The following is a 13,396-nucleotide window of genomic DNA, read 5'->3' as shown; positions in this document are numbered from 1 at the left end:
TCAACCGAGGCAAAATCACCTCGATCAACAGCAAACTCTCAACTTCACAATCCGCGAAACAAATCCCGACTACGCGCAACCCACGTCACAAGCGCCCATATCGCGAAGCGATTTAGTGCATGCGGGTCAAAGCAGCCTGCTGCGCAAACGCAGCTAATTCACACATCGTCCCGCACAGCAGACATCCCCCATTCGCACTGGACTCAGGCCGCCAGCCCCTTGGTGCCCATGTCGAGATACTTGTTCCGGCGGTCGGCGATCAGGGCTGCACGATCCTTTTTCTTGAGATCGTCGAGCATCGACGCGATGGCCTTTTCGACCGCCGCCATGGCCGTTTGCTTGTCCCGATGTGCACCGCCTCTGGGTTCGGGAATGATGCGGTCGATCACGCCCAGCTTTTTCAGATCCTGTGCGGTGAGGCGCAAGGCTTCGGCAGCTTCGCGCATCTTTTCGGAGTTCTTCCAGAGGATCGAGGCGCAGCCTTCGGGCGAAATCACCGAATAGACGGAATGTTCCAGCATCGCGACGCGATTGGCCGTGGCAAAGGCAACCGCCCCGCCCGATCCGCCTTCGCCGATGATCACGCTGACCAGCGGCACGCCGATTTGCAGGCAGGCTTCGGTCGAGCGGGCGATCGCTTCGGACTGGCCGCGCTCTTCGGCACCTTTGCCGGGATAGGCACCGGCGGTGTCCACAAGCGTCACGACCGGCAGGTTGAACCGGTCGGCGATGTTCATCAGCCGCACCGCCTTGCGATACCCTTCGGGACGGGCCATGCCAAAGTTGCGTTCGATACGAGATTTGGTGTCACTGCCCTTTTCGTGGCCGATCACCACCACCGGCTGATCCCTGAACCGGGCAAGACCGCCCATCACCGCCAGATCGTCGGCAAAGTTCCGATCACCGGCAAGCGGGGTAAATTCGGTGAACAGCGCCTTGAGGTAGTCCTTGCAATGGGGCCGTTCGGGATGGCGGGCGACCTGGCATCGGCGCCAGGGGGTCAGTTCCGCATAAAGATCGTCGAGCAACTTGGCCGCTTTCTGATCCAGCGCTGCCGCTTCGTCCGCAACGTCCATCTCTTCGTTCGCGCGCGCGAGCGCACGCAATTCCTCTGCCTTGCCTTCGATTTCAGCGAGGGGTTTTTCGAAATCCAGATACTGGGTCATCGTCGCGCTCCCGTGATTGATGCGTATATGGCCAATGGCGCGGGCGTTTGCAATTGCCGCCGGTGCCGAATTCTGGTCCTGCGACATCCTCAACCGCCAGATCTCGGCGCGAATGGACTTGGTGCAGGTGAGAGCGAAGCCTTGCGCAGACCGCGTGCGCGCCCAGAACACGTGCCTCCGGCGCTGTTTGCTGTTCCGCTTTGCCTGCCGTCCGTTCCGGTCAGGACCAGATCACCGGATAGAGCGACGCCACCAGCAAAGCCGCCATCGTCCAGTTGAACGCGACCAACCGGGTGCGATTGGTGAGGATCCGCGCGAGTTGCTGCCCCAGCAGGGTCCAACTCCCGACCGAAGGCAGATTGATCGCACCGAACACCGCGCCCACCAGAAGGACCGAGCCGAAACTCTGCGACGGGGTGTACGCGCTGATCGCGGTCAGGGCCATCGCCCAGGCCTTGGGGTTGACCCACTGAAAGGCCGCGGCCTGCAGGAATGTCATGGGCTTCCCCACGTCCGCTGACTTGCTGACCGGGGCTGCGGTTGCGATCTTGTAGGCGAGGAACAACAGGTAAACGACGCTGATCGCCTTGAGCAGGTCATAGGCGACCGGATAGGCATCAAAGAGGCGCACCAGCCCCGCCCCGAGCAGCAGGATCATCAGCACGAAACCCAGCCCGACGCCCAGCATGTGCGGAATGGTCCGGCGAAAGCCGAAATTGGCGCCAGACGTCATCAGCATCAGGTTGTTCGGCCCCGGCGTGATTGACGAAACAAAGGCGAAGAGCGCAAGCGCCAGAAACAGGTCCATGTCCATGACTGCTGAATAACCCGAAATGGCATGGATGTGGAATTCGCATTTGTGCCGGCGATCATCATCATTCGAGATGGGCGGCGCAAACCCGAAGCGCCCGGTTGACCGGGGCACGGAGAGGAAGGGAGAAGCGATCACCGACCTGCCCATCTGATCGGTGCAACTCCATGGGGGATAGACCGGACAATGTCACAGGCCAATGCACGATCGGTGCTGATCGGGGTCTGACCGTTGTTTGCGCCAGCGCAAAGAATGCCGCGCCTGCCGGTGACACCATGTCCCTAACTAGTGGGGAGCACCATGCACCGCCCGGATTTCGATGATCCCGATTTGCCCCTGTCAGAGCTCTTCGCGCGCTGGCCCGACCTGGCAGCGGTGTTTCTGGATCACCGGATGCTCTGCCCGGGCTGTCCGATCACGCCGTTTCACACGATCGCGGAGGCCTGCGCGCGCTACAAGCTGGATGAGGAGGTGTTCCGCGGCGAACTGCATGCCAGGCTGGCGCATGGCAAATCGGCATGATTGGAAACCGAAACACCATGGCCCTCGCGCCAGATCAGCCGACACCGCCGGTCAGTTCCAGCAGCCGGTAGGGGTCGGTGACGACGATGTGCTTGCGGCTGGTCTGCACGATCCCGTCCCTTTCCCAGGCCGACAGCAGGCGACTGACCGTATGCAGCGTTGTCCCGGTCATGTCCGAAATATTCTGGCGCGTGACCGGAAAGGCGATTTCAATTCCGGCGTCGGTCTTTCGCCCACTCTGATTGACCATCCGCAACACCGCGGCCGCGACCCGTTTCTCGACGGCCTGCGTCGCCATTTCGATCAGGGTATCCTGAACCTGACCCAGACGCTGACTCAGAATCTTGTAGGTTTCAGTCGCAAAGCTGTCGTATTTCGCAGTGAATTCCGGCCATAGGCGCACTGGCCATGACAACGCGATAGACTCGACTGCCGCGATGGCCGTTCCCGGATAGGTATCGCGGTGCAGAGCCGGGGCGATCCCGAACAATTGTCCGGGCGAGATGTGCAGGACGATGATCTGATCTCCACCCGGTGTCGTACGAACCACCCGCAGATAGCCGTCCAGCAGCAAATAGAACCGTTCGGCGTCATGCCCCTCGCTGAAGATCACCGTACCTTCCTCATAGCGGCGCGATGCCGCCCTCTCGAGGATTTCTCGGATCTGCGAGCGCTCCAAGCGAGAAAAGGGCGGTAACCCGTCCAGAAGGCTTTCGTCTAGTTTCGGCACAATTCGATCCGGATGTTTGTTTCAAGTCATCGTTGACCTTTTTGCTCTTAGGGCAAAGCGAGGTCCGTGGAAACAACAGCGCACCGATGTTCCGATAGCAAACCGATGTCGATGCGAGCCCCCGGGAGCAACCAGCCGCAGGCGGAGCGTCTATGTCGACGTAAGACAGCATCCCGGCAAAGTGCGGCAAGGCGGCACCGTTCAATGCAATTCGCGTTGAACCTGACTCGCCGAACGCTGCCTGAATTCTTGGGTTTTTACGTGTCAGGCGATACCAGATGGCCCAAGTCAGACGCGAAACGCTCTGGGTCACTTAACCCGAATGCACGCAGCGCCAGCGGGGGGGAGTCAGCGCCTCTCTCCGGCTCGCCAAGTTTCAAGATTCTTCTCCGTGCCAACCGAGCCGCGATCGAATTGACCCGGCATTCAGCCGCTGTAGGTGCGCTCCGAGAGCGGCACTGCGTCCAGTTCGGCGTTCAACATGTCGAGCAAGGCCTGTTCTGCGCGGTTCATGCTGCGCCTCGCATTGGTGAGCATGTGGATATCCACGGCGGGCAATGCTTTGTATGGCGGAACCTGCCACAGCAGCCCAGATTGCACATCCTTGCGCGCCACATGGACAGGCAGGGCGCCGATGCCGATGTTGGTGACGATCATGCGTCGAACCTCGGGCAGGTTCGCAGACAGCCCTTTGAGTTCCGCCCGCATACCCAGACGGCTGCGCAATTGCGAAACGGCGAACAGCGGGCCATCAAGTTCGTCGGTCTGGAACGAGACCGCGTTTTCGCCCTCGAGTTCGGACAGGTCGATATCTTCGCGACCATACAACCGGTGCGAGGGGCCGCAGAAGAGCCCGAAATACTCGCGATAAAGGACCCTCGCCTCTAACCTGACTGGTCGATGCCGCAACAGGCAAACGCCAAAGGTAACGCGATTTTGCTCGAGATGCGCGACCACTTCGGTGCTGTCCATGGTCGAGATCGTGAAGCTCGCCTTTGGATATCGCGCGTTGAAGCGCTCAAGAACCGCATCGAAGTGTGGTGAGACAACGTGGCTGGCGACGGCCATGCTGACTTGCCCGGTCACTTCGTCTTCCAGTCCCGCCATCAGGTCCGGCAACTGCGCGACCGCGCCAAAAATTGTGCTGGCTTCTGCATAAAGCACCCGCCCCCATGGCGTGACGCTGAAGTGCTTGGGTGAACGATTGATCAGTTTGCGCCCTGTGATGTCCTCAAGCCGTTTCAGTGCTGCACTGATCGTTGGCTGTTTCAGTCCCAGGAAATGGGCGGCCGGGGTGATTCCGCCTTCGTCCACCACAACCATGAAAGTACGGAGCAGGTTCCAGTCCAATTTCCAGGGAAAACGTTGTTCGTATGGTTTTAACATCAATCAGATCTATTTTTGAGATTTGAATTATCTATTTGCCCTATGCAATATCACGACGCAACCTGTAACTCACGATGCCTCTGGGCTGCGACTCGGTGTGCGCAGGGCAGCAGGGCGTCGACAACAACAGGGAATCTGACATGAAATACTCAATGAACGTCCTGCGCCGCAGTGTCTTGATGGGTGGCGTTGCACTGATGGGACTCGGCGTGGCTCCAATGAAGGCGAGCGCTGATGAACTGGCCGACATAAAGGAACGCGGCGTGCTCAGCATCGCCATGAGCGGGCAGTATCCCCCGTTCAACTTTGTGAACGAGCAAAACGAAGTGGTCGGCTTTGACCCTGCCATCGGCACCGAAATCGCCAAGCGCATGGGACTTGAGGTCGAGATTGTCACAACGGCATGGGATGGGATCATCGGCGGGTTGCTGGCCAAGAAGTATGACGCGGTCGTCGGCTCGATGTCGATCACCGAAGAGCGAGACAAGGTGATTGATTTCGTCGGTCCCTATTACAACACCAAGCGGGCAATCTTTACCAAGGCGGGGTCCGTCGTCACCAGCGTCGATCAGCTGGCCGATGTGAAGGTCGGCGTGACGCTGGGCGAAACACACGAGCAATGGGCCCGCGACCAGGGCTATGACATCAACACCTACAAGGGCCTGCCCGAACTTCTGCTCGAGCTGGACAATGGCCGGGTCGATGCCATCGTGAACGACTCGATCCCGGTGATGCTGGCGATGAAGGCGGGCCAGTACGATCTGGCGATGATCGACGATCCGGCGGCCGAGCCGATCGGGGCGGGCATTGCGATCCGCGAAAACAACCCTGATCTCGCGGCCGCCATGCAGGACGCGCTCGACGGCATGATGGAGGATGGTACATATCTTGCCATTGCCGAGGAATGGGTCGGCGGCGACATTCGCTGACCCCTCTGACCTGCCGGGGCCTTTCCCGGCAGGCACCACCCTTGCGAGAGTCACGGCATGACACCGACTTATGGCCATCTGACCTGGGAAGACGTACGCGACGCCGACAAGGATCGCGTGGTGATCCTGAACGTGTCAGCCACCGAAGATCACGGCCCTCACATGCCGCTGGACACCGACACGGTGCTGGGCATGGCGGTGGCCGAAGGCGTGGCGACCGCCTGTCCGGATGAGGTGTTTGTCATGCCGCCTGTTCCTTACGGGTTCAACGAGCATCACAAGGACTTTCCCGGTGTTATCTGGATTCAGCCGGAAACGCTCATTGCCTTTGTCACCGACATTACCAAATCTCTGGCCCACCACGGGTTTCGCCGCATCCTGCTGCTCAATTCGCACGGATCGAACCATCCCTGCCTTGATCTCGCCGCGCGCAAGACGGTGATCGAGACCGGCATCATCTGTGTTTCGGCCTCGTACTGGAACCTGATGTCCGACCGCATCAATGCCGAGCGCAAATCCGCGATTGGCGGCATTGCCCATGCCGGAGAGTTCGAGGCCGCGATGTACATGCACCTGCACCCCGAACGCGTTCATGTCGAAAAGTCGACCGAGCAGAACCTGCACAACCCGGACAGTAAATTCTTCAATCTGGATCTCGCAGGCAAAGGCGGTGGCGCGATGCTGATGCGATGGTGGTCCGAAATCTCGCCTGATGGAACAATGGGTGATCCGACCGTCGCAGATCCCGAGACGGGCAGGCGGTTTCTGGACGCCGCGATCGAGGAAACCACGGCCCTGATCCGCGAAATTCGCGCGCTACCGATCTTGCAACGCCGCGACCATCATTGAAAGGCGGATGAATGGACACTGACCTGATCCTGCGCGTCTACCCATTCTTTCTGGAAGCGGCATGGGTCACGATCCAATTGTCGATCCTGACGGCAGGTCTGGGTTTGATCTGCGGTGCATTTGGCGCCGCAGCGCGGATGTCTCGTATGTCGGTTTTCCGTGCCATCGGAGCGACCTATGTCAGTGTCATCAGGGGAACCCCGGCGCTGATCCAGGTCTTTATCCTGTATTTCGGCGGCCCGCAGATCGGCATCCAGCTTGACAGCTTTGCCGCCGGGACCATTGCACTTGGCGTGAACATCGGCGCCTACATGACCGAAACCATCCGCGGCGCGATCCAGTCCGTCGATAAGGGCCAGACCGAGGCCGCGCGCACGCTGGGCATGAGCCGGTGGGAGACCATGCGCAAGGTGGTCTTGCCACAAGCCGCGCGCATGATGATCCGCCCGCTCGGGGTAAACATCAATGCGCTGATCAAGGGCACCGCGCTTGTCGCCCCTATCTCGGTGGTCGAACTGACCTATACCGCACAGCGCTTTATCGGATCGACCTACAAGCCCTTCGAAATGTTCCTGCTCGCAGGGGTTCTGTACATGGTGATCATCTACGTGGTGGGCCAGGGCATCAACTGGCTTGACCGCCGGGCGCGGATCACATGAGCGCGCCTGCCGGCCTGACAGGAGGCTGCCATGGGGCTTGATTTCAGCGTCGTGCCTGGCTACTTTGGCGTGCTCGCGATGGGGGCTGGCTGGACCATTGCCATCACGGTTTGCGCCGGAGTTCTCAGTTTTTTCGGCGGTATCGTATTCGCTGTCATCGCGCTCTATGGCCATTGGGCGCTGCGCCTGCCGGTACGGGCCTTTGCCTTCCTGTTCATGGGCACGCCGCTGCTGTTGCAGCTTTTCCTGATCTATTTCGGACTGATCCAGATCGGCATAGACCTGCCCGCCTTTGTCGCCGGGGTCATCGGGTTGGGGCTGCATTTCGCGGTCTATAACTCCGAGCTGATCCAGGCCTCGATCCTTGCCGTCGACAAGGGGCAATACGAAGGCGCGCGCACCTTGGGCCTGTCGCGCGGCCAGACGTTGCGACGGGTCGTGATCCCCCAGGCCGTGCGCGCCGTGATCCCGCCGATGGGCAACAACATGATTGCGCTCCTCAAGGATTCCGCGCTGGTCTCGGTGATCGGGGTCATGGAACTGACGCTGGCGGCACAGCAGGCGATCAGCCGCACCTACCGCCCGTTCGAGTTCTACCTCGCCGCCGCCTTTTGCTACTACATCATCAACCTCGCGCTGGAGGCCGGACTGCGCCGACTGGAGCGCCGTATCGCCGCGTCACGCTGAGAAGGAAATCCGATAATGACCGATCAGGCCTTTGTCACGATCAAGAACGCCGCCAAGAGTTTCGGCACACTTCAGGTGCTGAAGGACATCAACCTGACCGTGCAACGCGGCCAGATCGTCGCGATCATCGGCCCGTCCGGGTCCGGCAAGTCGACCTTGCTGCGCGCGATAAACGAGCTTGATCCCCTGACCTCGGGCGAGGTCTGGCTCGAAGATGTCCGGATCAATGAAAAGCTGCCGTTCCGCCAGTACGAGGCACACGTCAATCAGGTGCGGCAGGACATCGGCATGGTGTTCCAGCACTTCAACCTGTTCCCGCATCTGACGGTGCGCGGCAACATCACCCTGGCCCCGCGAATGCTCAAGGGGCTGTCCGAGGCCGAGGCGAACAAGCTGGCAGAAGAGCAATTGGCCAAGGTTGGTCTCTCCGAAAAGATCGACGAATACCCGTCACGCCTGTCCGGCGGGCAGAAACAGCGCGTCGCCATCGCCCGCGCGCTGGCGATGAAACCCAAGGTGATGCTGTTTGACGAGGCGACATCCGCGCTCGACCCGGAACTGGTCGAAGAGGTGAACCTCGTGATGAAGCAACTCGCCGAAGAACACATGACGATGATCATCGTCACGCATGAGATGGATTTCGCGGCCTCGGTCTGCGACCGCGTGCTGTTCATGGATCAGGGTGTGGTTGTCGAGGAAGGCCCGCCATCGGAGATCTTCGAAAACCCCAGGCATGAACGCACCCGCAATTTCCTGCGCAAACACCTGAGCCGGAAACAGTAGACCGAACATGAGCAACCTGTTTTATCAGACCAAATCGCCCCGCCCCATGCTCGACCGCGCCGAAGGGATCTATATGTGGGACAGCACGGGCAAGCGCTATATCGATGGCTCAAGCGGCGCGATGGTCAGCAACATTGGCCATTCGAATCCGGCTGTTCTGGCCGCGATGCGCGCGCAGATGGACAGGTCGACCTTCGGCTATCGGCTACATTTTCAGACCGAAAGTTCGGAAAGGCTGGCGGCAAAGACTGCCGCATTGGCTCCCGAAGGTCTGAACAGGGTCTTCTTCGTTTCGGGCGGGTCGGAGGCGGTCGAAAGCACCCTCAAAATGGCGCGGCAATACACGCTGACCCACGGAGATCCACAGCGTTTCAAGGTGATCTCGCGCTACCCCGGCTATCACGGCTGCACTCTGGGGGCGCTTGCGATCACCGGATACGCGCCGATGACAGCGCCGTTTGACCCGATGATGCAGCGGATGCCCAAGATCCCCGCGCCGCGCGCCTATCTGGACGGACTGGATGCAGACGACCCCGCAACGGGAGGCCACTACGCCGACATGCTGGAAGCGAAGATTCTCGAAGAAGGTCCAGAGACCGTGCTGGCCTTTATCGTTGAACCTGTCGGCGGAGCCTCGACCGGCGCGCTGGTGCCTCCTGCCGGCTACATGCAGCGCGTCCGCGAGATTTGCACCCAGTACGGCGTCCTGCTGATCCACGACGAAGTCATGACCGGCGGCGGGCGCACCGGTCGGTTCTTTGGAGCCGAACACTGGGATGTGAGCCCCGATCTCATTTCGATCTCAAAAGGGTTCGGCGGCGGCTATGTCCCTCTTGGCGCGATGATCGCGCGGGATGACATTGTCGAGGCCGTGATCGGGTCCGGAGGGTTCATTCACGGTTTTACCTATGCCGGAAATCCGCTGGCCTGTGCGGCAGGATGCGCGGTGCTGGATCAGATCGCGGAACATGATCTGATCGGAAACGCGGCACGGATGGGCGACAGGCTCCGCGACCGCCTGCGCGGCCTGATGCAGCGCTATCCGCTGATTGGCGATGTGCGTGGCAAGGGATTGCTGATGGCATTCGAACTGATGGCCGACCGCCACACCAAGGCGCCGTTGCCCACCGAACTCAACGCCCATGCGCGGCTGGTCGACATTGCCTATGAGAACGGATTGATCATCTATTCGCGCCGCACAAGGGGCGGCACCTCGGGTGATCACTTTCTGGTCTGTCCACCGATGATCGTGGACGAGGCTCAACTGGACGACCTCACCGAACGGCTGGACCGCTCGCTTGCCAGCTACATGGCTGAAATTCCGCAATTTTCCGGCGCTGCGTAGGGAGCAACCATGACCAAGATCATCATCACCTGTGCCGTGACCGGGTCGATCCATACCCCGTCGATGTCGCCCCATCTGCCCGTGACAGCGCAAGAGATCACCGACAATGCCATCGGGGCCGCCGAAGCGGGCGCGACAATACTGCACCTGCATGCGCGCGATCCCGAAAACGGCCGCCCCTCGGCGGATCCTGCCCATTTCATGGCCTTCCTGCCACAGATCAAGCAACGCTGTGACGCCGTGCTCAACATCTCGACCGGGGGCAGCGCCACGATGACGCTGGACCAACGCCTTGCCGCGCCGAAGCTCGCCGAACCTGAGATGTGTTCCCTCAACATGGGCACGATGAACTTTGCGCTCTACCCGGCGGCCGAACGGGTCACGGAATGGAAATACGATTGGGAGAAACCTTTTCTTGAAGGCTCGGACGATTTGGTCTTCAAGAACACACCACGGGACATGGAGCATATCCTGCTGGAACTGGGCGAAAAGCGCGGTGCCCGGTTCGAGTTTGAATGCTATGATGTCAGCCATCTTTACATGCTGAAACATTTCGTTGACCGCGGGCTGGTGCGCGGCAAGCTGTTCATCCAGTTCGTATTCGGGGTACTGGGCGGCATCGGGCCGGACCCTGAAAACCTGACCCATATGAAGCTGATCGCCGACAAGCTGTTTGGCGATGAGTATGCGTTTTCGGTGCTGGCGGCGGGGCGGCACCAGATGCCGCTGATCACGATGTCTGCCATCTTGGGCGGGCATGTGCGGGTCGGGCTGGAAGACAGCCTGATGATTTCACGCGGCGTGCTGGCGCGCGATAACGCCGAGCAGGTGGCCAAGATTCGTCGAATTGTTGAAGAGCTTGGCCGCAATGTCGCCTCCGCCGAAGACGCGCGCCAGATGCTTGATCTCAAGGGGGCGGACCGGACCGCGATCTGAAACATGGACAATCTCACCATAGCGCCGGTTCAAGAGGACGAGATCGCCCTGCTGGAAATTGCATTGCGCCAGCTCGCCTCGGATCTGGACGACCCCTACCGGGTCAAGATCAAGACACTTGCGGATACTGTTTGCGGTCCGACGGCCCCCTGTCTCGCGATGCTCGCGACGCGCGATGCCAAACCGCTGGCCGCGACACTGGCAGCGCCGGTATTGTCAACGACGCTGGGCGGCGCGGGCCTCTTCGTCAGTGATCTCTGGGTCACGCAGAGCGTCCGGGGCCGGGGCCTCGCGCGGCGGATGTTGGCCGCAACGCTTGACGAAGGATCGCGCCGGGGGATCGGGCATTTCCTCAAACTCACCGTGTATCACGACAACCCAGGCGCGCGCGCCGCCTATGACCGGCTTGGATTTTCCACGCATGCCGATGAAACGAACATGTTCCTGACCGGCACTGCGCTAGAGACCTTGAGAGGGAGTACATGAAAGCCATATTCGACGACCGCCAGTGGAAACATCAACCATGCCATTTCATGGCCAACGGAGCGATCCTGCCCAACCCGGAACAGCCGGAGCGGATCGACCGCCTGCTGGCGGGCTCGCGGGCAGCGGGGTGCAGTGTCCAAGCTCCACAGGATGCGGGCATCGGGCCAATTGCCGCGCTGCACGCGCCGGAGTATCTGATGTTTCTGGAGACCATCCACACCCGCTGGAAACGCATTGACGGTGCGGGCGAAGAGGTCATCCCGAACATCCATCCCGCCAACCGCAGCGACAGCTACCCCAAATCCGCCGTCGGGCAGGCAGGCTTTCATCAGGCCGACACCGCCTGCCCGATCGCAGACGGCACCTGGGAGGCCGCCTATTGGTCTGCGCAGACCGCCATCGCCGGGGCTGATCTGATCATCGCGGGCGAACACGCCGCCTATGCCCTGGCGCGGCCTCCGGGACATCATGCCTTTGGAGATCTGGCGGGTGGGTTTTGCTTCCTGAACAATTCCGCCATCGCCGCCGAACGCTTGCGCGTCAGCGGCCTGCGCGCCGCGATCCTTGATGTGGATGTGCATCATGGAAATGGCACGCAAGGCATATTCTATGACCGAAGCGACGTGTTGACGGTATCGCTTCACGCAGATCCCGAGCGCTTCTATCCGTTCTTCTGGGGACAGGCACATGAACGGGGCACGGGCGACGGGCTTGGCTACAACCTGAATTTGCCATTGGCGCGTGGCACAGCGAATGATGATTTCCTTGCGGCGCTTGATGTCGCGCTTCGCCGGATCAGCGCCTTTGGCGCAGACGTGGTTGTCGTGGCCCTGGGTTTGGATGCCTTCGTGGGCGACCCGTTCAAGGGCCTTGCGGTCACCACGACCGGCTTTGCGCGGATTGGGGCCGCGATTGCCGGGCTGAACCGGCCGTGCCTGTTCGTTCAGGAAGGCGGCTATCTCTGCGACGAGCTTGGCGAAAACCTGACATCTGCGCTTGGAGGATATCAGGACGCCGCAGGATAAGCCGTCTGGGCCGCGCCATATTCGAGATGCCCGTCAACGCCCCCAGACATCACCTCTGCAAACAGGTTCTCACGTGCCTGTGAGAACCGGGGATTTCTTGCCGAGCGAAGGCCTGCGGACTTTCATTGCCAAGACTGCCGGGCTATGATGCCGAAAATGGCGGTTTGCGCCAAAGCAGTGGGACCGGAAAACCGGCCAGGGGCGCAAAAAACGCCTGTCTACAGGCAAGGAACTTGGCATGATCCGAATGAGAACTGGCAACGGGCTTTCCTTTCGTTTGACCGGCGCTGTGCTGTTCGCCGCTGCGCTGGCCGCTTGCGATGATGGCGACCTGCGTCCCACGACCGCAAAACCGGAAACGACCAGCGGCACCGCTACCCAGAGCGACAGGGGCGAGCGGCGTGATATCGAGGCACCCGAGGTCTATGATATCTCAGAAGCCGGGCTTTGGGATGGGCGCCCTTCGCTTGGAGGCATCTGGGTAGCGCATCCGGATGTGACAGACCCGCACCGCGTGATTATCCGCAACACCGCCAACGACACATCGGTCGTCGGCGCATTGTTCCGTCGCGAACGCGACATCCCCGGTCCGCGCATCCAGGCCTCGTCCGAAGCGGCGGAAGCCTTGGCCATGCTGCCCGGCGCGCCCGTCAACCTGCATGTGACGGCGCTGGTCCGGGAACCGGCCACCGAAGAACCCGAGACCGAGGAAGCCACAGGTGAAGACAGCGATACCGCCACGGTCGCCGCCGAAGCAGGCACGGCCCTCGCGACGGATACCGCCGCACCGAAGGAAAAGAAGTTCCGCTGGCCCTGGGCGAAATCCAAGGACGACGCGGCCATCGAGGGCGCGATCAAACCGCTCGAAACCCCATCTGACATCTCTGAAACGACGCTTGCGCCGCTCGACGAGTCGGCGGCGCTTTGGGATCGCGACCATCATCCTGCACAAACGGCACCTGAACGGATCGCGGCGCTGGACCACGCCGGACAGATCGGGCGGTTCAGCGCCAAGCCCCCTATCACCTGACCAGGGAGAACGTCCCGTGAAACTCTCACTCAACTCCATTGTCGCCGCGGTG

Annotated in this window: 15 protein-coding genes; 11 read left to right on the top strand and 4 right to left on the bottom strand. The window is 60.9% G+C overall.

The annotated features are described in order from the left end of the window. Positions 1-203: 203 nt before the first annotated feature. Entirely contained in the window at positions 204-1,166 is a 963-nt protein-coding gene (locus QO231_RS13890; RefSeq protein ID WP_316777381.1) for an acetyl-CoA carboxylase carboxyltransferase subunit alpha, read from the bottom strand. A gap of 220 nt (positions 1,167-1,386) precedes the next feature. Then, a complete protein-coding gene (locus tag QO231_RS13885; RefSeq protein ID WP_316777378.1) occupies positions 1,387-1,980 on the bottom strand; it encodes a LysE family translocator in 594 nt (197 codons plus the stop codon). Between the two features lie 297 nt (positions 1,981-2,277). Here QO231_RS13885 and QO231_RS13880 point away from each other — a divergent pair, with 297 nt between their 5' ends. Further along, positions 2,278-2,499 carry a DUF1858 domain-containing protein gene (locus QO231_RS13880; RefSeq protein WP_316777375.1) on the top strand — a complete coding sequence of 74 codons (222 nt, stop codon included), beginning with the start codon at positions 2,278-2,280 and terminating at the stop codon, positions 2,497-2,499. 34 nt (positions 2,500-2,533) lie between these two features. On the opposite strand, the gene QO231_RS13875 is transcribed toward QO231_RS13880, so the two are convergent. Both QO231_RS13875 and QO231_RS13870 read right to left on the bottom strand, forming a co-directional pair. After that, the gene (locus tag QO231_RS13875) at positions 2,534-3,229 is read right to left on the bottom strand and encodes a Crp/Fnr family transcriptional regulator (protein ID WP_316777372.1); all 696 of its coding nucleotides are present in this window, start codon (positions 3,227-3,229) and stop codon (positions 2,534-2,536) included. Positions 3,230-3,655: 426 nt separating this feature from the next. Next, positions 3,656-4,615 (bottom strand): LysR family transcriptional regulator, encoded by a 960-nt coding sequence (locus QO231_RS13870; RefSeq protein ID WP_316777369.1) that lies wholly within the window; start codon positions 4,613-4,615, stop codon positions 3,656-3,658. Between the two features lie 140 nt (positions 4,616-4,755). On the opposite strand from QO231_RS13870, the gene QO231_RS13865 reads away from it, so the two are divergent. From QO231_RS13865 to QO231_RS13820, 10 genes are all read left to right on the top strand, one after another. Beyond that, a complete protein-coding gene (locus tag QO231_RS13865) occupies positions 4,756-5,544 on the top strand; it encodes a transporter substrate-binding domain-containing protein (protein ID WP_316777366.1) in 789 nt (262 codons plus the stop codon). 57 nt (positions 5,545-5,601) lie between these two features. After that, positions 5,602-6,393, top strand: a complete 792-nt coding sequence (locus tag QO231_RS13860; protein ID WP_316777363.1) for a creatininase family protein — start codon at positions 5,602-5,604, stop codon at positions 6,391-6,393. An 11-nt stretch (positions 6,394-6,404) separates the two neighbouring features. Beyond that, positions 6,405-7,052, top strand: coding sequence for an amino acid ABC transporter permease (locus QO231_RS13855; RefSeq protein ID WP_316777362.1), 648 nt, complete (start codon positions 6,405-6,407; stop codon positions 7,050-7,052). Between the two features lie 30 nt (positions 7,053-7,082). Continuing rightward, positions 7,083-7,739: an amino acid ABC transporter permease gene (locus QO231_RS13850; protein ID WP_316777359.1), complete on the top strand. Its 657-nt coding sequence runs from the start codon at positions 7,083-7,085 to the stop codon at positions 7,737-7,739. A gap of 15 nt (positions 7,740-7,754) precedes the next feature. Next, on the top strand, positions 7,755-8,522 hold the full coding sequence (locus QO231_RS13845) for an amino acid ABC transporter ATP-binding protein (protein ID WP_316777356.1): 768 nt from the start codon (positions 7,755-7,757) through the stop codon (positions 8,520-8,522). A gap of 7 nt (positions 8,523-8,529) precedes the next feature. Then, a complete protein-coding gene (locus QO231_RS13840) occupies positions 8,530-9,867 on the top strand; it encodes an aminotransferase family protein (protein ID WP_316777353.1) in 1,338 nt (445 codons plus the stop codon). Positions 9,868-9,876: 9 nt separating this feature from the next. Then, positions 9,877-10,803 carry a BKACE family enzyme gene (locus QO231_RS13835; RefSeq protein ID WP_316777351.1) on the top strand — a complete coding sequence of 309 codons (927 nt, stop codon included), beginning with the start codon at positions 9,877-9,879 and terminating at the stop codon, positions 10,801-10,803. 3 nt (positions 10,804-10,806) lie between these two features. Beyond that, positions 10,807-11,289, top strand: a complete 483-nt coding sequence (locus QO231_RS13830) for a GNAT family N-acetyltransferase (protein ID WP_316777350.1) — start codon at positions 10,807-10,809, stop codon at positions 11,287-11,289. Continuing rightward, the gene (locus tag QO231_RS13825) at positions 11,286-12,314 is read left to right on the top strand and encodes a histone deacetylase family protein (RefSeq protein ID WP_316777348.1); all 1,029 of its coding nucleotides are present in this window, start codon (positions 11,286-11,288) and stop codon (positions 12,312-12,314) included. Before QO231_RS13830 ends, QO231_RS13825 begins: the two co-directional genes overlap by 4 nt. Positions 12,315-12,552: 238 nt before the next feature. Further along, positions 12,553-13,344: an SPOR domain-containing protein gene (locus QO231_RS13820; protein ID WP_394356602.1), complete on the top strand. Its 792-nt coding sequence runs from the start codon at positions 12,553-12,555 to the stop codon at positions 13,342-13,344. Positions 13,345-13,396: the final 52 nt, after the last annotated feature.

It is taken from the genome of Sedimentitalea todarodis (assembly GCF_032595355.1).
Taxonomy (GTDB): Bacteria; Pseudomonadota; Alphaproteobacteria; order Rhodobacterales; family Rhodobacteraceae; genus Sedimentitalea; species Sedimentitalea todarodis.
The sequence above is the reverse complement of the archived record's forward strand: the minus strand, read 5'-3'. Positions and strand labels throughout refer to the sequence as shown.